This is a genomic window from Catenulispora sp. MAP12-49 (assembly GCF_041262705.1).
Taxonomy (GTDB): Bacteria; Actinomycetota; Actinomycetes; order Streptomycetales; family Catenulisporaceae; genus Catenulispora.
On record NZ_JBGCCP010000042.1, the window covers coordinates 1 to 20,476 of the forward strand.

Annotated in this window: 18 protein-coding genes; 11 read left to right on the plus strand and 7 right to left on the minus strand. The window is 71.0% G+C overall.

Translation table 11 applies throughout. From position 1 onward, the window contains the following. Positions 1 to 387: 387 nt before the first annotated feature. Together ABIA35_RS42490 and ABIA35_RS42495 are read left to right on the plus strand one after the other, a co-directional pair. On the plus strand, positions 388 to 1,020 hold the full coding sequence (locus ABIA35_RS42490) for a TetR-like C-terminal domain-containing protein (protein ID WP_370361759.1): 633 nt from the start codon (positions 388 to 390) through the stop codon (positions 1,018 to 1,020). A 20-nt stretch (positions 1,021 to 1,040) separates the two neighbouring features. After that, positions 1,041 to 1,967, plus strand: coding sequence for a phytoene/squalene synthase family protein (locus ABIA35_RS42495; protein WP_370361760.1), 927 nt, complete (start codon positions 1,041 to 1,043; stop codon positions 1,965 to 1,967). On the opposite strand, the gene ABIA35_RS42500 is transcribed toward ABIA35_RS42495, so the two are convergent. The 5 genes from ABIA35_RS42500 to ABIA35_RS42520 form a co-directional block, all read right to left on the minus strand. Further along, entirely contained in the window at positions 1,947 to 2,993 is a 1,047-nt protein-coding gene (locus ABIA35_RS42500; RefSeq protein ID WP_370361761.1) for a D-alanyl-D-alanine carboxypeptidase family protein, read from the minus strand. The genes ABIA35_RS42495 and ABIA35_RS42500 overlap by 21 nt on opposite strands. Before the next feature lie 69 nt (positions 2,994 to 3,062). Beyond that, entirely contained in the window at positions 3,063 to 4,298 is a 1,236-nt protein-coding gene (locus ABIA35_RS42505) for an ATP-binding protein (protein ID WP_370361762.1), read from the minus strand. Continuing rightward, on the minus strand, positions 4,295 to 4,966 hold the full coding sequence (gene cseB / locus ABIA35_RS42510; protein WP_370361764.1) for a two-component system response regulator CseB: 672 nt from the start codon (positions 4,964 to 4,966) through the stop codon (positions 4,295 to 4,297). The genes ABIA35_RS42505 and cseB overlap by 4 nt, the downstream gene beginning before the upstream one ends. Before the next feature lie 85 nt (positions 4,967 to 5,051). Continuing rightward, complete coding sequence (locus tag ABIA35_RS42515; RefSeq protein WP_370361765.1) at positions 5,052 to 5,744, minus strand: response regulator; 693 nt, start codon at positions 5,742 to 5,744, stop codon at positions 5,052 to 5,054. Further along, entirely contained in the window at positions 5,741 to 6,940 is a 1,200-nt protein-coding gene (locus tag ABIA35_RS42520) for a sensor histidine kinase (protein ID WP_370361766.1), read from the minus strand. Before ABIA35_RS42520 ends, ABIA35_RS42515 begins: the two co-directional genes overlap by 4 nt. A 141-nt stretch (positions 6,941 to 7,081) precedes the next feature. On the opposite strand from ABIA35_RS42520, the gene ABIA35_RS42525 reads away from it, so the two are divergent. The 3 genes from ABIA35_RS42525 to ABIA35_RS42535 all read left to right on the plus strand — a co-directional run bounded on the left by ABIA35_RS42525 (position 7,082) and on the right by ABIA35_RS42535 (position 10,736). Then, positions 7,082 to 7,846: an ABC transporter ATP-binding protein gene (locus tag ABIA35_RS42525; protein ID WP_370361767.1), complete on the plus strand. Its 765-nt coding sequence runs from the start codon at positions 7,082 to 7,084 to the stop codon at positions 7,844 to 7,846. 82 nt (positions 7,847 to 7,928) lie between these two features. Then, the gene (locus tag ABIA35_RS42530) at positions 7,929 to 10,346 is read left to right on the plus strand and encodes an ABC transporter permease (RefSeq protein ID WP_370361768.1); all 2,418 of its coding nucleotides are present in this window, start codon (positions 7,929 to 7,931) and stop codon (positions 10,344 to 10,346) included. A 225-nt stretch (positions 10,347 to 10,571) separates the two neighbouring features. Continuing rightward, complete coding sequence (locus ABIA35_RS42535) at positions 10,572 to 10,736, plus strand: hypothetical protein (RefSeq protein WP_370361769.1); 165 nt, start codon at positions 10,572 to 10,574, stop codon at positions 10,734 to 10,736. 132 nt (positions 10,737 to 10,868) lie between these two features. Here the strand turns inward: ABIA35_RS42535 and ABIA35_RS42540 are convergent, their stop codons facing one another. Beyond that, positions 10,869 to 11,417, minus strand: a complete 549-nt coding sequence (locus tag ABIA35_RS42540) for a carbonic anhydrase (protein ID WP_370361770.1) — start codon at positions 11,415 to 11,417, stop codon at positions 10,869 to 10,871. Between the two features lie 14 nt (positions 11,418 to 11,431). Then, the gene (locus ABIA35_RS42545; RefSeq protein WP_370361772.1) at positions 11,432 to 12,211 is read right to left on the minus strand and encodes an alpha/beta fold hydrolase; all 780 of its coding nucleotides are present in this window, start codon (positions 12,209 to 12,211) and stop codon (positions 11,432 to 11,434) included. Between the two features lie 66 nt (positions 12,212 to 12,277). Here ABIA35_RS42545 and ABIA35_RS42550 point away from each other — a divergent pair, with 66 nt between their 5' ends. The 6 genes from ABIA35_RS42550 (at position 12,278) to ABIA35_RS42575 (ending at position 20,425) form a co-directional block, all read left to right on the plus strand. Next, on the plus strand, positions 12,278 to 12,844 hold the full coding sequence (locus ABIA35_RS42550; protein ID WP_370361773.1) for a TetR/AcrR family transcriptional regulator: 567 nt from the start codon (positions 12,278 to 12,280) through the stop codon (positions 12,842 to 12,844). 114 nt (positions 12,845 to 12,958) lie between these two features. Beyond that, positions 12,959 to 13,471, plus strand: coding sequence for a hypothetical protein (locus tag ABIA35_RS42555; RefSeq protein WP_370361774.1), 513 nt, complete (start codon positions 12,959 to 12,961; stop codon positions 13,469 to 13,471). Then, positions 13,471 to 14,901: a hypothetical protein gene (locus ABIA35_RS42560; RefSeq protein WP_370361831.1), complete on the plus strand. Its 1,431-nt coding sequence runs from the start codon at positions 13,471 to 13,473 to the stop codon at positions 14,899 to 14,901. Before ABIA35_RS42555 ends, ABIA35_RS42560 begins: the two co-directional genes overlap by 1 nt. A 20-nt stretch (positions 14,902 to 14,921) precedes the next feature. Beyond that, complete coding sequence (locus ABIA35_RS42565; protein ID WP_370361832.1) at positions 14,922 to 16,376, plus strand: VWA domain-containing protein; 1,455 nt, start codon at positions 14,922 to 14,924, stop codon at positions 16,374 to 16,376. A gap of 12 nt (positions 16,377 to 16,388) precedes the next feature. Then, complete coding sequence (locus ABIA35_RS42570) at positions 16,389 to 17,501, plus strand: AAA family ATPase (protein WP_370361775.1); 1,113 nt, start codon at positions 16,389 to 16,391, stop codon at positions 17,499 to 17,501. 41 nt (positions 17,502 to 17,542) lie between these two features. Then, positions 17,543 to 20,425, plus strand: coding sequence for a hypothetical protein (locus ABIA35_RS42575; protein WP_370361776.1), 2,883 nt, complete (start codon positions 17,543 to 17,545; stop codon positions 20,423 to 20,425). Positions 20,426 to 20,476: the final 51 nt, after the last annotated feature.

Genomic DNA, 20,476 nt, shown 5'->3' on the forward strand with positions numbered 1-20,476 from the left:
TGACCAGAACGACAAGAGCCGTGTAACGGGAGACTGTTACGCACGGTTCTGTGGGAGCCCCGGGCTGAGACGCCCGGGGCGACCCGACTCGCGCACGGTTTACGGGATCCGTAGGGTGGCGCGGTCGTGGGGCGGTGGTCGGGGCGCGTTGGCTGCTGATGGTCTGGGTAGGTGGTGCTGTCTACTGCGATAGTCAAGATCAAGATCAAGAGCGACAGCCAAAGGCCACAGTCAAGGGGGCCTCCGGCGGCGCCTGTGCGGCGTGCGGCCTCGGCTCTGAGGGATCAACAGACCTGCCGAGACGAAGCGGTGGCGTCTCGTCTACGGAGGACAGTAGTCCCGGGCTAGACGAGACGCAACCGGTCCGTCTCGTAGTAGGTTGAGGGCATGCCCACCGCTGACGCTCCGACCCCCGACCCCCAGCGCCGGCCCCCCGGAGGGCCCGTCCTGCAGGACTCGGTCACCGAGGCGATCGAAGCCGCCTTCTTCGAGGAACTGGCTTCGACGGGCTACGCGCGGCTCTCCCTGGAGGCGGTCGCCAAACGTGCCGGAGCGGGCAAGGCCGCCATCTACCGGCGCTGGCCGTCCAAGCTCGACATGACCGTGGCCCTGGCCACCGCCGTCGCTGTGGACGCCCCCGCGTCCGCCGACACGGGAACCCTGCGCGGTGACGTCCTTGCATTCCTCACCGAGGCCGCCGAGGCACTGCGCACGCCACTGGCCTCCAGGATCATCCCCGACCTTCTCGCCGAGGGTGCCCGCAACCCCGAACTCCAGCAGGCACTGTTCACGGCCGTCCGCGACACCCGCCGCGGCAAAGCCACCCGCATGCTGGAACACGCCATCCAACGCGGTGAGCTGCCCGCCGCCACCGACCTCGAGCTGGCCCTCGACTTCCTCGCCGGCCCCCTGTACTGGCGCCTGGCCGTGGTCCGCACCCCCACCGCCCCCGACTACCTCGACCGCCTTGCCGACAAACTCCTCGCCGCCATCGCCGCCCCTGAGTCCGGCGGTTCTTGATGGCCGGGTGGAATCGTGCGTTGGACGCGGCCGGAATCGACGAGGCCGGACTGCGCGAGGACTACAGCCGTCAGCGCGAGCAGGCCCGAGCATTCAAGCGGGAGATCGTCATCGCCGCCGATCTGCTGCTTCCGGCCAGGATCGTTCCGCATACGTTGGCTGCCATCGCCTTCATGCACCGTACCGACGACCTGATCGACAGCGGTCCCGTCGAGGGACGCCAAGACGCGTACAAGCGCTGGGACGACGAGGTGCTCGATGCCCTGGCCGACGGGGAGAGCGCCAACCCGCAGCTGCGCCCGCTGCTGCACACCGTCGCCGCGTATCCGGTAGTGGGGGACCGGGTCCGGGGCTACCTGGCCTCGGCGGACAAAGACCTGCACTTCACCGGTTTCGCCACCGACGCCGACTATCAGGAATACGTCGACGGATATTCACTCCCGGCCTTCATGCTCGTCGCGACCCTGCTCGGGCCCGACCGGGACCAGGAGGCCTATCGCGCCGCCTGCCGCGTGTACATCGAGGCCATCCAACGGCTCGACTTCGTCAACGACCTCGCTCAGGACCTGGCGGACGGCCGTCTGACCATCCCGGAGGAGACCCTCAAGCAGCACGGCGTCACGCGCGCCGATCTCGAACAAGCTCGGGGCCTGAGGACCGTATACGCCCTGATCTCCGACCAGCTCGACCGGGTCGAGCAGGGACTCGGCGGTTCCGGGGCCGTGCTGGACCTCGTTCCGCCCGCTCATCGCGCCATGTTCCGCTGCATGATTCGCCTGGACGAACTCACCGTGGCCGCCGCCCGCCGCGACATCCCCGCACTGCTGCGCCGTTCGGCCTCCCCGGGAAAACCCGCCGCGCTGCGCGTGCTCGTGACCGAATATCTCCGTGCCCGCCATGCCCGCCGTGCGCGCGGGAGGCGTTGGTCAGACGGAGCCGGCGGATAGCGCGCGGGCCACGCCGCTGATCAGGGTGCTGCTGGCGGCCAGCGCGGCGCGCAGGTCGTCGTTGGAGGTCGGGCCCTGATGCTGGTCCAGGACGACGCCGAGGACCAGCCGGGTCTTGCCGGAGGCGTCGGGCTGGCGGGCCGCCCACATCAGCGCGCCGCCGGCCGGGGTGGTGGAGCCGGTCTTCATGCCGATCACCCCGTTCTCGCCGAGGAGGGTGTTGGTGTTGACGAGCCGGTCGCGCAGGCCCGGGACCGTGGCGGTGGGCATGGCGACGATCTGGTCGAAGACGTCGTTGCCGACGACCTTCTCGGCCAGCTTGAGCTGGTCGGCGGCGGTGCTCCGGGTCGACTCCTCGTACCCGCTGGCCCCGGTGTAGGTGGTCGCGGTCATGCCGAGGCTGCGCGCGGCGGCGTTCATCTTGGTGACGAAGGCGTTCTCGGATCCGGCGTCCCAGCGGGCGAGCAGCCGTGCGATGTTGTTGCCGGACGGGATCAGCATCATCTCCAGCAGGTCGTGTTCGCTGAAGGTCTGCCCCTGGGTGACTCGTACGGTCGACTGCTGCGGGTCGGACGCTTCGGCGGCGGCCCGGCCGTCGACACCGATCATCGGGCCGGGATCGTCGCCGTCGAGCGGGTGGTCGTTCAGGACGACCAGGGCGGTCATCACCTTGGTGACGCTGGCTATCGGGACCGGCCTCTGATCGCCCTTCGTGCCGAGGCTGCCGATGCCCTCCACCTCGACCGCCGCCTGGCCTTGGGACGGCCATGGCAGGGTGGAGCCGACATTCGGCGATACCGGCGAAGGTGTCGGCGCGGGCGCATTTCCGGGCGTGGATCCCGACGCGAGTTCGGGTGAGGACTCGGTTGTGGCGGTGGACCCGGATGCGGCCGCAAACATGCCTTGGGGCACGGAGTGGTCGTCACCGCTGTGAGCGAAGGCGACCGCGGCGGCGGACGTGATCAGGCCGACGACGGCGAGGACCGGGATGGCCACGCGGGCGCGGAGGTGGCGGGACTCGTTCACGCTCCGACGATCTCCCGGCCCCGTATCGGGGCGACCGTAACGGTGTGTCGATCGGGCCTGGGCTCTGTATCAGTCTGGTATCTGCGAAGCGTGGGGGAGCGTGAGCCTGGCGACGGCGCCGCCGTCGGAGGCGTTGGCCAACTCCAGACGAGCGCCGATGACCCGGGCCTGGCCGAGGGCGATGGTCAGGCCGAGGCCCTGGCCGCGTCCCCGTTCGGGCGCGCCGGTTCGGAAGCGGGACGGCCCCGCGGCGAGGATGTCCGGCGGGAAGCCGGGACCGTGGTCCCGCACGGTCAGGGTCTGGCCGTCGACGGTGAGCTCGATCGGCGCGGCACCGTGCCGGTGGGCGTTGAGGAGCAGGTTGGTCAGTATCCGGTCGAGGCGACGGGGATCGGTTCGCACCACGGGATCGTCGACGAAACCGAGCTGTACGGTACTGAGCTGTACGGTCGCGCTGGTGTCTTCGACGGTCTCGATGATGAACTCGCGCAGCGGCACCGCGACGAAGTCCGCCGTCTCGACCTGTGCGTCCAGGCGGGAGACCTCCAGCAGGTTCTCGGTCAGGCTTCGCAGGGCACGGACTCGGTCCCGGACCAGTTCCGTCGCCTCGCCGTCCGGCAGCAGCTCCGTGGCCGCGACCAGTCCGGCCAGCGGGGTGCGCAGCTCGTGGGCGACGTCGGCGGTGAAGCGCTGCTCGGCCCGCAACCGCCGCTGGAGCGAGTCGGCCATCGAATCGACGGCCGCCGAGATGTCGTGGACCTCGTCGCCGGCTCGGCCCCGCGGGCCGATGCGGGCCTCGAGATCGCCGGCCGCGATCCGGTGCGCGATGCGCGCTGCGCGACGCAGCCGCCGCCCGGCGAACTCCGCGCCGAGGGCAGCCAGCGGAACCAGCACCGCGACCGTGCCGGCGGCCGCGTAGAAGGTGCGCCGATCCAGCGCTGCGAGGTCGCGCTGTTCGGAGGCCATCGGATACTGCGCGGTCACGATCGTTCCGTGGAAGGACTCGGCCGCCCACATCACCGGCGAAGGGCCGCTGGTGTCATAGAAGGTCACTGATATAGTCGAGGCTTGGGCCTGGGCGACCAACTGGGCTGGCACGTCGGGAGCCGGTCCCGCCTGATCCGATTGCAGGCCGGCCGAGATCGTCTGCGCCAGGTCCGACTCCGCGCTCGCCCGGCCGTAGAAGAGCTGACCCGACTTCGTGGTCTGGTGGATGCGCAGCCCGATCGAACCGGACGCGACCGTCACGGCCACGGCGGACAGCACGGCCATCCGCAGGCTCAGGGAACGCAGCGGGTTCCTCATCGGCGCAGCTTGTAGCCGAAGCCGCGGACCGTCTCGATGCGCTCCGCGCCGATCTTCGTCCGCAGCCGCGCGACACAGAGGTCGACGACCCGGGAGTCGCCGCCCTGCCAGCGGTAGTCCCACACGTCACGCAGCAACCGGTGGCGCTCCAGCACGACGCCGGGATGGGCGGCCAGCGTCAGCAGCAGCCGCAGCTCGGTCGGCGTCAGGGCGACCGGCTCGCCGCCGCGGGTGACCTCCATGCCGCCGGGATCGATCCGGACGTCGCCGAAGGCGAGCACGGCGGGCGGCTCGCTGTCGGGATCCACGGCGGTCCGGCGCATCACCGCCCGGATCCGCGCCACCAGCACCGAGGTGTCCACCGGCTTGACCACGTAGTCGTCCGCCCCGGCCTCCAGCCCGCCGACCACGTCCAGCGAATCGCCGCGCGCCGACATCATCAGGATCGGCACTTGGCTGCTCTCGCGGACGCGCCGGCACAATCCGATGCCGTCGAGTCCGGGCAGCATCACGTCCAGCAACAGCAGATCCGGCGCCGCCTCGCGGAAGCGCTCCAGGCCCGTCAGCCCGTCCGGCGCCGTCGCCACCGAGAAGCCGTAACGCTCCAGAGCCCGGCCCACGGCTATCCGGATCACCTCGTCGTCCTCGACCAGCAGCACACGCGTCACGCGGAAATCATGACATCCGGCTCGATGCCCCCGCAGGCCGGTGTGCCGTGGCGGCAGCCCGGGTGGGCGTTCTCCTGATCCTGCCCTAGCGTCTGCGCGGCACGAGTCCGGTCTCGAAGGCGATGATCGCCAGGTGGACGCGGTCCCGCGCTTCGAGCTTGGCGAACAGGCGCGCGACGTGCGTCTTCGCCGTCGCCGCGCTGATCACCAGCCGCTCGGCGATCTCGGCGTTCGACAGTCCCTGTCCGACCAGACCCAGCACCTCGCGCTCCCGGTCGGTGATGCCCGCGATGGGACTCCAGTCCGCGGCGGGCTCGGCGTCCGGTTCGGGGGCCGCGGGGCCCGCGGGGCCGGACGTTCCGGCGAAGTCCGCGATCAGCCGCCGGGTCACGCTCGGCGCGATCAGCGCGTCGCCGGCCGCCACCACGCGGATCGCGTCCAGGATCGCGTCCAGGGCCATGCTCTTGAGCAGGAATCCGCTGGCCCCGGCGCGCAGTGCGCCGTAGACGTACTCGTCGTCGTCGAAGGTCGTCAGCACCAGCACCTTGGGCGGGTCGGGTTCGGCGGTCGCCTGGCGGGTGGCCTCGATCCCGTCCATGCCGGGCATCCGGATGTCCATCACCACGACGTCCGGCCGCAGTTCACGCGCCAGGCGCACCGCCTCGTGGCCGTCGCCGGCCTGGCCGGCCACCTCCAGGTCGTCGGTGTCGCCGATCAGGATCGCGAGGCCGACCAGCATCAGCGGCTGGTCGTCGACCAGCAGGACCCGCACGCTCATGCCGGGAGGCTCGCCGTCACCCGGAATCCGCCCTCCGGACGCTGGCCGGCGCTGAACTGGCCGGACAGCAGCGTCACCCGCTCGCGCATGCCGAGCAGGCCGAAGCCGCTCCCGCCGGCCCCGGCCGCGAACCTCGGGCGGCTCGGCCCGCCCAGACCGTCGTCGCCGTCGTCCACCACTTCGATCCGCACTGCGGTCGGCTCGTAACCGACCGCGACCCGGCAGGTCCGCGCCCCGGAATGCCGCACCACGTTAGTCACCGACTCCTGGATGATCCGGAACGCCGACAGTTCGATCTCCGGCGGCAGTGGACGCCGCTCGCCCTGCCAGGCCACCTGGACCCGCAGCCCGGCGGCGGCCGTGCGTTCGGCGAGCTGCGGGACGTCGGCCAGGCTGCCGGCCGGCGCCAGCGGAGCGGCCTGCGGCATGGCGTCGTCCGGCTCGGCGCGGCGCAGCGCCCCGAGCATGCGCTGCAGCTCCAGCAGTGTCTCCCGGCTGGTGGTCTCGATGCCGGCCAGCGCCTGCCGCGTCTGCTCGGGCTTGGTCTCCACGACCCGCGCCGCCGCTCCCGACAGCACCGTGATGATCCCGATGCTGTGCGCGACGCTGTCGTGCAGCTCGCGGGCGATCCGCAGCCGCTCGGCCATGACGACGCGGGCCTCGGTCTGCTCCTGGAGGGCTTCGAGGTATTCACTGCGTTTGCGATACACACCCCCGAAGACCCACGCGAGCGCGAACCACAACGCGACCCACCCGGCCCACTGGGCCGCGCCGCCGACGGACTGCCCGTGGACGTGGATGTCGCTGACGAACGCGTCCGCGACGCCCGCGACGGCGCCGACGGCGGCAGCCTTCGGCCGCCGGGCGGCGATGTACCCGCTCAAGGCGACGAGCAGGATGAGCATGATCAAGGCCCGCGCGCCGAAAAGGTCGCCGAGGGCTGATTCGCCCAGGACCGCCGCGAAGACGGCCGTCGGCAGACGGCGCACCAGCAGGACCGGAAGGGCGAGCACGACGCACAGACCCATGGTCGGGAAGTGCCCGAGGTGGGGGAACCGGAACACGCCGTCGACCGGGCTCGGCGTCGTCACGACGAGCATGAGCGCGTAGAAGCAGGCGACGGTCAGCACCGCGGCCTGTGACATCAGCCAGGTCACGCGCTTCGATGTCGAGAGACGCTGGAGAAGCTCTTCCATACGGAGATCGTATTCAGTGGCGTCGGTTCTGTGCGTCGCCCCGGGGATGTACATCGGTACACCCCCGGGGCGATGGCCTGCGGGAAGGTGACATCCGCCGGCCGACGCCGGGGATCATGGTCCGTTTCTAGGTTCGTGGCCATGACGAATGCACCAATGATCGCTCTCCAGGACGCGACGAAGAAATATGACGACGGCCCGCCCGCGCTGGCCGGGGTGACCTTGTCCGTGGCGTCCGGCGAGTGCGTGGCGGTCCTGGGCCATTCCGGCAGCGGGAAGTCCACGCTGCTGAATCTGATCGCCGGCCTGGACAAGCCTTCCAGCGGCACCGTGACCGTCGACGGCACCCGCGTCGACCAGCTCGGCGAGGCGGGTTCGGCGAGGTACCGCCGGGCCTCGATCGGCATGATCTTCCAGTTCTTCAACCTGCTCGACGACCTGACCGTGGTGGACAACGTCATGGTTCCGGCGCGGCTGGCCGGGATGGGCAAGGAAGAAGCGAAGCGGCGGGCCGCCGAGCTGCTCGGCTCGCTGGGCATCGACCGGCACGCCAAGGCATATCCGCAGCGGCTGTCCGGCGGTCAGCGGCAGCGGGTGGCGGTGGCGCGGGCGCTGATGAACCGGCCGGCGCTGCTGCTGGCCGACGAGCCGACCGGCGCTCTGGACTCGGGTTCGGCGCAGGACGTGCGCCGGCTGCTGCTGGACCTGAACCGCGAGGGCCAGACCATCCTGCTGGTCACCCACGACGTGCAGCTGGCCGCGAGCACCGCGCGCCGCACGATCGAGTTGGTGGACGGTGCGGTCGAGCGGGACGTCGTCAACGACGGCGGCGTGGCCGGCGTGACCGGCCTGGCCGGCCTGGCCGCCCGCACGCCGCTGACCCGTCCGGCGGGAGAGGTCCGATGACACTGCGCAAGCCGCCGATGCTCCGGCGCGTCTTCGAGGCCGGTTTCCGGGCCGTGGCCCGCCTGCTGCTGGCGGTGAGCCGGTGAGCGCCCTGGGCAAGGTCGTACGCTCCGGCGTGGGCCGGCGCCGCTTGCAGTCCCTCGTCATGGCCCTGACGACGTTCGCCGCGGTGACGTCCTCAGTCCTCTCCCTCGGCCTGCTGGCCGTCGTGCAGGCCCCGTTCGACCACGCCTTCAGCTCTCGGAACGGCGCGCACCTGGCGGTCCAGTTCGACAGTTCGAAGGTCACGGCCGCGCAGGCCGCCGCCACCGCGCACGCCGCCGGCGTCACCGAGGCGGCCGGACCGTACCCGATCGCCGCCGCCCTGGACACGACGATCGGCACGGACTGCCCCCAGAAGGATTGGGCCGGTCAGGACAACCATCCGATCACCGTCACCACCCGGCCCGACCTGGGCAGCACCTCCGGGATGGACCAGCTGGCGCTGACCCAGGGGCGCTGGCCGGCCGGCCCGGGCGAGATCGCCCTGCCGTGGCAGCACTATGCCACCGCCTGCTTCGGCAGTTCGGTCGTGTTCTCCTCCCTGCCGGGCAAGCCGTCGTTCAAGGTCGTCGGCTTCGCCAATTCGGTGACCAACAGTGCGACCGCCTTCGCCACCGCCGACGGTTTCGCACGGCTCACCGCTGCCGGCGCCAAGTCCGACGAGCAGATGCTTTACCGGTTCGCCAAGGCCGGGACCGACGCCGACATCGCCACCGACAAGCAGGCGGTGGCCGCCGCCGCGCCGGCCGGCGCGGTCGAGAGCGGACAGTCGTACCTGACCGCGAAGCAGCAGGCCGGCGGCAACGCCAGGGCCTATGTGCCGTTCCTGATCGGCTTCGGGATCCTCGGGCTGTTCATTGCGGTGCTGATCATCTCGATCGTGGTCGGCGGGGCTGTGGCCTCGGGGATCCGGCGTATCGGGATTCTGAAGTCGTTGGGCTTCACCCCTTCGCAGGTGGCCCGCGCCTACACCGCGCAGGCCATGATCCCGGCGACACTCGGCCTGGTGCTCGGCACGGCTTTCGGCAACCTCCTGGCCGTGCCGATCCTGGGCGGGGCCACCAAGCAGCTCGGTGCGGCCAGTGCGGCCAGTGCCACGATTCCGTTGTGGGTCAGTGTCGTGGTGCCGCTGGGCGCCCTGCTGATCGTCGGCGTCACGGCTTTGATCCCGGCGCTGCGGGCCGGCCGGATGCCGACGGTGCGGGCCCTGGTGGTCGGCCGCGCCCCCAAGCCCGGGGGCGGTCAGAGGGCGCAGCGTCTGGCCTCGCGGCTGCCGCTGCCCCGGGCCCTGTCGTTGGGGCTGGCCCAGCCGTTCGCCCGGCCGGCCCGAGCCGTGCTGGTCGGTGCTGCGGTGCTGTTCGGCGTGGTGAGTGCCACGTTCGCGGTGGGGCTGGAGAGCGGGTTCAACAGGTACCTGGACACCAGCACCGCCGGCTTCAACGTCGCGTCGGAGTTCGTGGAACCCACCGCCGACGTCGGCGTGGCCTGGGGCTTCTACGGCCCCAACGACCCGCGCAGGCCGCACCTGGATGCCGCCGAGGTTGCCGCCGCGCTCGAGGGGATCCCGGGCACGAAGGCCGCGTTCGGCTGGGGCGAGAGCGGCGCGACCATCGTCGGCGCCCCGCCCGGCGGCGAACCGCCGAAGGTGTTCACGGTCGCGGGCGACTTCTCCTGGACGAACATGGAGCTGGTGTCCGGCCGCTGGTTCTCGGCGCCCGGCGAGGCCGTGGTCGGCGACAAGCTGGCCACGACGGTGGGGATCCACGTCGGTGACACCGTCACCGTGGCGCAGCAGAACAAGCAACTGCCGCTGAAGGTCGTCGGCATCAACTTCGACACCAACGTGGGCGACTACACGGTCATGACGGATGCGGCCACCTTCACCGCCGCCGGTCTGGCCCCGCACATCGAGCAGTTCAACGTCCAGCTGGCCCCGAACGTCAGCGGACCGGACTGGACCACCTCGGCCGCCGCCGCGCTGACCCCGCTGGACGCCTCGGTCCAGCCGAACTCGGACGGGGGCAAGAACATCGTGATGATCACCATGGGCGCCCTGGTGGCCACGCTCACCTTGATGATGGTGGCGGTCGCCGCGCTCGGGGTGCTCAGCATGGTGGTGCAGGACACCCGGGAGCGGGTCCATGATCTGGGGATCTTCAAGGCCCTCGGGATGACACCGAAGCAGACCATCACGATGGTTCTGGCCTCGGTGACACTCACCGGCCTGATCGCCGGGCTGATCGGGGTCCCGCTCGGGGTCGCGGTGGAGAAGGCGACGCTCACCCCGATGGGGAACGCGATCGGCCGGCACCTGCCCCCGAGCGTCACCCACACCTACACCGCCGGGCAGCTCATCCCCCTGCTGGCCGGCGGGATCGTGATCGCCCTGCTCGGGGCACTGCTGCCGGCCGGCTGGGCGGCGAAGACCCGGACCGCCACCGCGCTGCGGACCGAGTAGGGCCGAGCAGGACCGACTTCACGGCGCGGCAAGAACGCCAATGCCGACCTCCCCCGGTCGACACCCTCGGGAGGCCGGCATGCCACCGTCCATGGCCGGGCCGAGGGCCACGATCTGCTGTGCACCGTGATGGGCGCCGGCCATGTTTTGCCGCGTGTGTGCCGCAAGCGTCGGTTTGACGGCTGGTCAAGCATCTCGCTTGGCGGGGATCGAAGGAGAACACTGATGATCAACTCTGACATGATCGACAGTGTGAACATACGTAAGCGGCTCGGCGGCCTTGTCCTCGCCGGGGTTTTCGCACTCACCGCCACTGCCGTCGCCGTGGGTCCCGCGCACGCCGGTACCAACGGCCAGCAGCTGCTCCTGATCAACAACTCCCGCGGATGACCCGACTCCCTATGTCCTGGCCGGCCAGGCGCTCGGCGTCCATCCGCTGGTGCTGCGGATGGCCGAGCGCTGGAGCAGGGGGTCGGCGGCTAGCGCGGCAAGACCCCGATCGAGTCAGTGCGTTCGGTCGCCTCAGGCGGCCGGGACGACGGTGGTGATCAGGCCGGTCCGCAGGTCGTAGGCGTAGCCGCCGACCTTGAAGCGGTCGATGCCGCCGGCCAGTTCCGGGGCTTGGCGCAGGCGCTTGACGTCCTCCTGGACGGTGGCGTGCGGGTCGAGGACGGCCATGTCCGCCGCGGTCTGCTCGTCGTAGCCGCCGCGTGCCGCGTTGCCGCGGCGAAGCTCGGGATCGGCGAACAGGGCGGATCCGCAGTCGGTGTGGTGGATGATCGCCACTTCGAACCAGTCGGCGTCCGGGGTCTTGGTCTCGTGCAGGTGGCAGATCCAGGCCATGTCGCGGATCACGGAGGGGGTGACGCGGCCCCCGATGTTGCGGGAGATGATCGCCTCGCCCAGCTGTGCGCCGACGATCGCCGCCGGCTCGACCCGGGGGTCGATACAGGTGATCAGATACAGCTGGTTGAAGGGGATGAACGGGATCGCGGGAACCTTGTCCTTGGCGCCGGTCTCCGCGAACTGCTGGTTGCGGTGCAGGTAGGTGCTGAAGTTCGAGTCGGTCATGGTGGGGTTTCCTTTCAGGACGAGAAGGCGGCACCGCTGGTGACGACGGCGCGCGCAGCTTTCAGGATCAGGTCGGTGACGGCCCCGGGTTGGGCCAGCGGCACGGCGTGCGAGGACGGGACCTCGACGATCTGCGAGCCCGCGCGTTCGGCCATATGGCGCAGGGCTGCCGGCGGCAGCGAACGGTCGTTGGTGGAGACCACGGCGAACGAAGGGATCGAGCGCCACGCCGGCTGCCCGGAGAACGTCTGACTCAGGGCTGCGGGATCGATCGGACGCTGGCTGAAGGCCAACACCTCCGCGTCCGCGGGCTCCAGGTCGGCGGCGTAGACCTCGGCGAAGCGCTCCGGCAGCAGGGTCAGATCGTCGCCCCCGAGGGGGTTCGGCGCGACCGCGAGGTTTTCGGGAGTGAGCCCGCTGCCGGGGAACAGGCTGTTCAGCTCGCCGGCGCTCTCTGCGGTGTCCGGCTGGAAGGCGGCGACGTACACCAGGGCGGCGACGTTTCCCACCCCTGCGATGTCCGGGTGGGAGATGACCGAGCCGGCCCAGGAATGGCCCGCGAGCACCACCGGGCCGCTCAGGCGGCTGAGGAACCCGGCGAGGTAGGCGGCGTCCTGGTCCAGGCTGCGCATCGGCAGGGCCGGGGCATGGACGGCATGGACGGAGTGGACGGAGTGGACGGCGGCTTGCAGGCGCCGGGCCACGCCGTGCCACACCGAGGCGTCCGTGAGCGCACCGTGCACCAGGACGACGGACACGGTGGAACGGCCAGAAGTAACGTTCGTTCTGCTCATGCGGCCGACTCTAGGCCGCCCTGCGCCCCCGGGTCAACAGAACGTTCCTTCTTGTAGAATGTGCCCATGTCGAGCATGGCTTCGAGCCCGAAGGACCGTCTCCTGGAGACAGCCCGCCGGCTCTTCTACACCGAGGGCATCCACACCGTGCCCGTGGACCGCCTGGTCACCGAGGCGAGCGTGACCAGGGCGACCTTCTACCGCCACTACCCGGCCAAGGAAGACCTCGTCGAGGCCTACCTGCGGGCCACCGACGCGGATCTGCGCGACGCCGTGGACGCCCTCCTGGAGCAGGAGCCGACCTCGGAGGCAGGTGCCGCCGCACTGCTGGATTTCATCGGCGACGTCGTGTGCGGCACCGGCTTCCGCGGCTGTCACTTCATCAACGCCTCGGCCGAGTATCCCGACCCGGACCACCAGGTCCGGACCGCCGTCGCCGAGCACCGCGCCTGGTTCCAGGACACCGTCACCAAACTTGCCGAACGCACCGGACACCCAGACCCCGAGTACGCCGGCCGCGCCATGGTCCTGCTGCACGACGGAGCCCTGTCCGCAGCCGAACTCGACGACCCCGAGCAGGTCCGCGCGACGTTGGTCCGCATGGGTCGCGACCTGCTCGGTCTGGACCGCTGACCGGCGACAGGCGTCCCCTTCTCCACCTCGCCGGCACACCTGTCACCGCCCGCTAGTAGGTTCACTCGCACCGCCGCACTTCTTGGCGGAACACCCCCCTTTGCACGTGAGGAGATGCGGGCTTTGTCAGAGTGGGAAGAGCTCAGCGGCATGCGGGTGCTGCCGCCTGCGCGGCCGCGGAAGCTGGCGAAGGTGCCGTTCGTGGAACTGGCCGATGGGCGGTTGCAGGGCGTGGTCTCCAGTGGTTCGGACATCGAGCGGGTGTATGTGTCCTCGATCGAGGCGGGGGATTTCGCGTTCGCGTGCAGCACCAACAACAACCGGCCGTGCGGTGGTGCGCGGGGGTCGTTCTGCAACCACATCGCCGCGATGGTCGGTGAGGCGGTGGTGCAGTACGGGGGCCGGCGGGTCGCCCGCTACCTGCGCATCGACGTCGGCACGGCGGCGCCGGACGCGGCCACCATCAGCTCCCTGATGTATGACGCGCGGCCTTCGGCGTCGGCCGCGAAGCCGGCGGCCCAGGTGTTCAGCCGGTTCCTGCGTCATCTGGCCTACCTGGAACTGGAGCCGACCACGGAGCCGCTTGCGGAGATGCACTGGTTCGCACCGTCGCGGGCGGCGGCATGATGCGCGCCGATCTTCTGGGCGATCCCGTCGCCGGGTGCGAGGAGGCCCTGGCCGTGGTGCACGGCTTCGACCGGGCGCTGGCCGACGGACTGCTGCGGCCGCGGGTCGGGGCGGGGGCCGCGCTGGCCGCCCTCGCCGACGCGGTCGGGGGCACGCCGCTGGGCGTGTTGGTGGCCGAGGCGGCGGAGAAGGCGGGGGCCGGGGCGGCGGGGGAGGACCATCTCGTCGCCTTGGCGGGCGCGCGGGTCGCGATTCTCGGCTCGGTCCACGACGCGCTGACGGCGCGCCTCGACGAGGCGACCGGGCGGACGCGCGAGCCGTGGCCGGGCGCGGGCGAGGGCGAGGGCGAGGGGGAGGTGCCGCAGCAGCCTGCGAACCTGCTCTCCGCGGCCCGGTCGTGGCTGGCCGACCTGGCGCGGGCCGGATGGCGCGGGATGGACCACGACCTGGTCTCCGGCGCGGCGCCGGTGGTGAGCGCCATGCTCCCGGACATCGGCCTGCGCCGGTTGGCGACGCTGCTCGACGGCTTCGCGGCCGAGCTCGCGGCCTCCTGCCCCGGCGCGACGCTGGAGCGGGTCCCGGTACGCCGCTGGGCCGACCTGTGGTCCCGCGCGATGCTGCTGACGCAGCCCGGCGCGGCGGGCTCGGGCCCTGCTGCGGGGTTGGGCACCGCGACCGGTGCGGGTACGGCCGCCACCGTCACCGGCCGTCTGCTCCCGCTGGGCATCGACCTGCACGAACACGCGACCGCCGTCCAAGCCCAGATCCACGCCGTCCTCGAACCGGCCGACGGCGGCACCCCGCGCCTGGTCCGGGCCAGCGTCTCGGCGCCCAAGCCGGACACCGTCGTCGGCATGGGCGTCTGGCAGCTGCTGCGCACGCACCTGTCGCTCATCGCAGCGTTCAGCGAAGGCCGGGCCATGGACGTCGCGGACATGGCGGTCACCGCCGAGGGCGACCTCCGCTGGTCCGACGACAAGGCCCGCACCGGCGGACCGGCCGATCCCTTCGCCACGGCCCGCCTCCTGCTGTCGACCGCCACCGCCGCGCCGACGGCGCCGCTCGACCGCCACCCGGCGCGCATCGCAGAGCTCGTGTTCCTTGAGGGCTACAAGGTCGCCGACGGCGAGTTCGAGCTTCCCGGCGGACGCCTCGCCCTGGACACCGATCGCATCCCCTCGGCGGGCCCGCTGACCCCGGATCTCGTCCGGGCTTCGACCTCCTGCATCGGACTGGTGCGCTGGGACGCCGGGACGTTCACCCTTCAGCCGCTGGCCGTGGAAGCGCCGGTCAAGAAGAAGGCCACCGCGGTCCACGCCGGAGCCTGGGCCGGCGGCACCGCGGACAAGGACGGCGTCCGGGCCGAGAAGGCCGCGGCCGAGGCGGTCACGGTCCTGCGCGAGCGAGCCGGAAGGCTGCTGCGCAAATGACTGAGCCGATCACCGAGCCGATGACTGAGCCGATCACCGAGCCGATCACCGAGCCGACAAACGAACCGGCGGCCGGGCCGATGATTGGGCAGCCGACCCAGGCCGACTCCCAGGAGAACCGCCGCCAAGTTCTCTACTGGCGCCTGCTGGCCCAGCTCTTCGACCGCGAGGAGCAGGCCGCGCTCGAGTCGGCCGGCGTCGCCGTCGTGAAGGACATCGGCCTGCCGCACGAGCTGCAGGACCCGCGGACCAGCGTGGACTCGATCGTTCAGCGCCACCCCGAGCTGGCCGCCGAGTTCGACGGCCTGATGGTGCCGGAACCCCATGGCGAAGACGGCGAAAGAGACCGCGCGCAGGAAGTCCGTCGGGCTGCCCTCGTGTCGAAGATCCTGCTCAACGTGTTCGCCACGGGAGCCGGATCGGTTTCCGCGGAACAACTCTCGCGGTGGCAGTCCGACGCCGGCTGGCTGGAGCGCGGGCTCGGCTGCGAGCCCGGTGGCCTGCGCTCGGGACGCGGCCGCGGCGGCGACCGCGACGGCGCCGGCGCCGGCACCGGCACCCCCGACCTGTCGAACCTCCTCCCGGCGATCGGCTCCGAGCTCGGCTCCCTGGAAGCCGACCTGGTCAGCCGCATGCGCCTGCGCGAGGTCCTGGCCGATCCGCACCTGGCCGCGCGGCTGACACCGAGCATGTCGCTGGTCGAACAGCTGCTGCGGGACAAGGGCAACCTGTCGGGCCTGGCGCTGGCGAACGCCAAGGCCCTGATCCGCCGGTACGTCGACGAGGTCGCCGAGGTGCTGCGGACGGAGGTGGAGAAGAGTTCGACCGGCGCGCTGGACCGGTCGGTGCCGCCCAAGCGCGTGTTCCGGAACCTCGACCTGGACCGCACCATCTGGAAGAACCTGACCAACTGGAGCCCGGAGGAGGAGCGGCTCTACGTCGACCGCCTCTACTACCGGCACACCGCGCGCAGGACGACGCCGCAGCGGCTGATCGTCGTGGTGGACCAGTCCGGGTCGATGACCGACTCCATGGTGAACTGCACCATCCTGGCGTCGATCTTCGCCGGGCTGCCGAAGGTGGACGTGCACCTGATCGCCTACGACACCCGGGCGATCGACCTCACGCCCTGGGTGAGCGACCCGTTCGAGATGCTGCTGCGCACCAACCTCGGCGGCGGCAACGACGGACCGGTCGCGATGGCGATGGCCCGCCCGAAGATCGCCGAGCCCCGGCAGACCTGCCTGGTGTGGATCTCCGACTTCTACGAGTTCGACCGGTCCCAGCCGCTGCTCGACGGGATCAGGGAGGTGCACCGCTCCGGCGTGAAGTTCATCCCGGTCGGCTCGGTGACCTCCTCGGGCCGCCAGGAGGTCAATCCCTGGTTCCGCGAACGGTTCAAAGACCTCGGCACGCCGGTGATCTCCGGCCACATCCGCAAGCTCGTCCACGAACTCAAGACCTTCCTGGCTTAGGAGAACCCTGATATGTCCGATCTGCTGCGCGCCCCCGCCGAGCTGAAGTACGCCGAGGAGCTGGACTGGCTGGAGTCCGTCGACGAGGGCCCCAAGCCGTTCAACTGGCGGCTGTCCCCGAAGATGATCAGGCTGTTCGTCCTGGGCTCGGAGCGCTCCGACGGTCTGGCGCGGGAGATCCCGCAGAAGTGGTTCGGCGAGCGCTCGATCGTCGAGCGGGCCATCGTCACCCTGGCCTCCGACCGCGGCCTGCTGCTGATCGGCGACCCGGGCACCGGCAAGAGCTGGCTGGCCGAGCTGTTGGCCGCGGCGATCAGCCGGAACTCGACGCTGGTCGTGCAGGGCACCGCCGGCACCACCGAGGACCACATCAAGTACTCGTGGAACGTCTCGATGGTGATCGCCAAGGGCCAGTCCCGGGACTCGATGATCCCCTCGCCGATCATGACCGCGATGGAGGGCGGGGTGATCGGCCGGTTCGAGGAGCTGACCCGGTCCACCTCCGACGTGCAGGACGCGCTGATCTCGATCCTGTCCGAGAAGTACATCTCGGTGCCCGAGCTGGACGAGGACGGCATCGTCTTTGCCAAGCCCGGCTTCTCGGTCATCGCCACCGCCAACAGCCGGGACCGCGGGGTCAACGACCTGTCCTCGGCGCTGAAGCGGCGCTTCAACTTCGTGCGCATCCCGGTGGTGACCAACAAGAAGAGCGAGGCGGAGATCGTCCGGTTCCGCACCGAGGAACTGCTGCGCCGGCACCAGATCGAGCTCGACGTCCCGCCGTCGCTGCTGGACGTGCTGTTGCAGAGCTTCGCCGACCTGCGCGCCGCCGCCGCGAGCGCCGGCAGCGACGACGAGAAGCTGGAGTCGGCGCTGTCCACGGCCGAGCAGATCGGCGTGCTGGAGGACGCGATCCTGCACGGCAACTTCTTCGGGGCGCAGGATCTCAGTGCCCGGACATTGGCCTCCTCGCTGGTCGGATCGCTGGCCCGGCGCGATCCGGAGGACCTGGCCATCATGAACAAGTACCTGCACGGCGTCGTCGAGCCGCGCAGCAAGAAGGACGGCGGCGAGTGGCCGGAGTTCCTGGAGGGCGGTCGCGACGCGATCGCCGTGCTGTCGTGAGCGCTGTGAGCAGTGAGAGTTCTGAGAGCACTGTGGGCACTGTGAGTGCCAGGGGCGATAGCGTCGCAGCGCCCTTCGACGCGCTGCGCAGCCAGTTGCAGGAGGCCGCGACCCGCTTCGCCGACGGCCCGGACGCGCTGGAGGGCATCCTGCTCGGCATCGTCGACGACGTCGACCGCGCCGTGCGCGAGCCGCTGGAGATCTTCCCGGTCTGCCACCACTCGCCGGCCTCCGCCATCGCCATGGCGCGGCGCCTGAGGGAGAAGCAGCCGAAGACGATCTACCTGGAGCTCTGCGAGGACATGGCCCCGCTGCTGCCGGAGCTGCGCAACTGCAAGCTCCCGGTCGCGGTGCAGTCGTTCGCGAGCGAGGTCGACGGCTTCCCGCTGGACTGGGCGCCGCTGTCTGTGGTCGCGCCGATCACGGAGGCGTCGGCGGAGTATCAGGCCATCGCGTACGCGCTCGAAACCCCGGGCGTGGAGATCGTGCTGGTGGACTGGTCCTCCGACCATGTCTTCCAGTGGGATCCGCGAAGCTCCGAACCGCCAACCGAACTGCCGACCGAACCGGCCGCCGAACTGCCCACCGAACCGGCTGCCGAGCCCTTGGAGGAGGCCGCCCTGCACGGCGACGCCGTCGGCGTCGAGATCGGCGACCTGCGGCCGCGCTTCGCCGAACTGGAGGAGCACCTGCTGCGGCACGGCCGGGTCCGGCACTGGTCGGAGTGGTGGCACCAGTACGTCGAGACGCCGCTCGGCGACTCCGGCCACGACACCTACCGGCAGGTCATGCTCTTGATCGGCAGCCTGTTCCGGCGGCTGGCGCCCGGGGACCCGCACCGCGTCCGCGTCGACGAGGACCGCGAGCGCTACATGTGGACCCGTATCCGCGAGCACCTGACGGCCACCGGGACCGACCCGGCGGACGGTCTGTACGTCTGCGGGGCCTTCCACGCCGCCAGCCGGGTCGCGGAGTTCGGGGTCGAGGGCACCGACACCTTCGAGATCACCCCGAGCTCGGCCACCAAGTGGCGCCACGGCTTGATCCCGTCCAGCCACGCGGCGATCGAGGCCCAGTTCGGGCTGGCCCCCGGGTCGGTGTCGATAGCCGCGACGACCTGGGGGACGAACCTCAAGAGGACCGGCGTCAAGCCGTTCCGTCTTGAGGGACAGGCCGGGACGAAGAAGTCGGCCGCCAAGGCGAAGAAGGCCGCGGCTCCCGCCGTCGGCTCGGCTCCAGTGGCAGTCCCAGTTCCGGCTCCCGCGTCGGCCCCTTCCGACCAGTTGTCCGGCTTCCTGCGGCGGCCCCCGGTTCTGGACGGGCTCGACGAGGCCGAACTGCTCGGCTGGTCCGTCGACATCGTCCGGGCCGCGCGGCGTAACGGCTATCTCGCTTCCACGGCCGACGCGATCGCGGTGTTCGAGACCTCGATCCTGCTCGCCGGCATGCGCGACCGGGCCAAGCCCACGCCGTACGACTTCCAGGACGCGGCCGTCACCTGCATCGAGAAGGACTCGGTCCCCGGGCGCCGGGACGTGCGCCGGCTGGTCGAGGCGATGATGGGCGGCGACCGCGTCGGCCAGGTCGGCTACGACGCGCTCCCACCGCTGGCCCGCGACGTGCACGACCGGCTCGCCCCGCTGAACCTGCGCCTGGACCAGCGCGGCGTGCAGCGGGCGCTGCTCGACATCGCGGGCCGGCCGGAGCTGGCCGCGTGCTCGGACGTGCTGTGGATGCTGCGCCGACTCCTCCCTGACGGCGCGGCCCGCCCGATCATGGGCGAGCGCAAGCTGGGCGAACGGTCCCTCCAGGAGTCCTGGGACCTGGCCATCGGCACCCATCAGCGGGCCCTGATCGAGCTCGGCTACGAGGGCGTGAGCATCGAACAGGTGCTGGAGCAACGGCTCCGGCGCAAGGCCAACGGCCCCCAGGCCACCGCCGCCGTGGCGCTGGAAGCCGTCGAGGACGCCTTGCTCTACCTCGGCAGCCACCGCCTCGCGGACGAACTCGGCACCCGCGCGCTCCAGGTCCTGTCGGCCGAGCGCTCGGTCGACGACGCCCCGGAGGTGCTCCGGCGGACCCGGCGGCTGCTGGCGTTCTACCGGACCACCGAACCGGCGCTGCCCGGATGGATCGAGACGTTCGCCAAGACCGGCTACGCGCACTACTGCACGCTGCTGCCCACGGCCTTCACCTCCGAGGACGCCGGCGTACGCCAGGTGGCGGCCATGCTCGGCTTCCTCTTCAGCATGGAGAGCCTGGCGCTGTCCCTGGGCTGCGACCGCTCGCAGCTGGAACTCGCCGTCGCCCAGGCCCACCCGGAGGAGCCGGAGAAGATCGCCCTGCTGTGGGCGGCGCGAGTGCACCTCGGAACCCTGTCGCGCAGCGATCTGCGGGACAGATGCGACGAGTTGCTGGACAACCCGCTGGTCCTGCCGGCCTACCCGCGCTACATCAGCGGCCTGGTCCACGCACTGGAGCCGGTACCGGGTCTGGTGGACTTCGTCGTCGAGGCAGTGTCCAACGCCTTCGGACGGCTCCCGGACCCGCTCCTGCTGCCGTGGCTGCCGACCTTGATCATGGCACTGCGCAAGAGCGGCGCGGACCTGGCTTCGCTGCTCGTGCGGGAGGCCGGACGGGTCTTCCCGGCCCGACTCGACGTCCTGGACGAGTGGGTCGCGCCGTGGAAGGGCGAGACCGCCGATCCGACAGCGGCCCTCTCGCGGCGGCACCCGGCCGGTCGCGATCCGGGCGGGCCGCTCGGCGCGCTGCTCGCGCAGCATCCGGCGACCTGCGACGCGGTGGCGGGTCTGCTCGGCTGCGAAGGGGAGTGGGAGGTCGGAGGGCAGGCCGGACAGGGCGGTCTGGAGATCGTGACGCGGTACCCGGACACTGCGATGGCGCTGGCCGGGCTGGCCGGGTAGCTCCCAGTTCGGCAACGACAGTGGCGGCGGCAGCGGCAACGACAGCGGCGG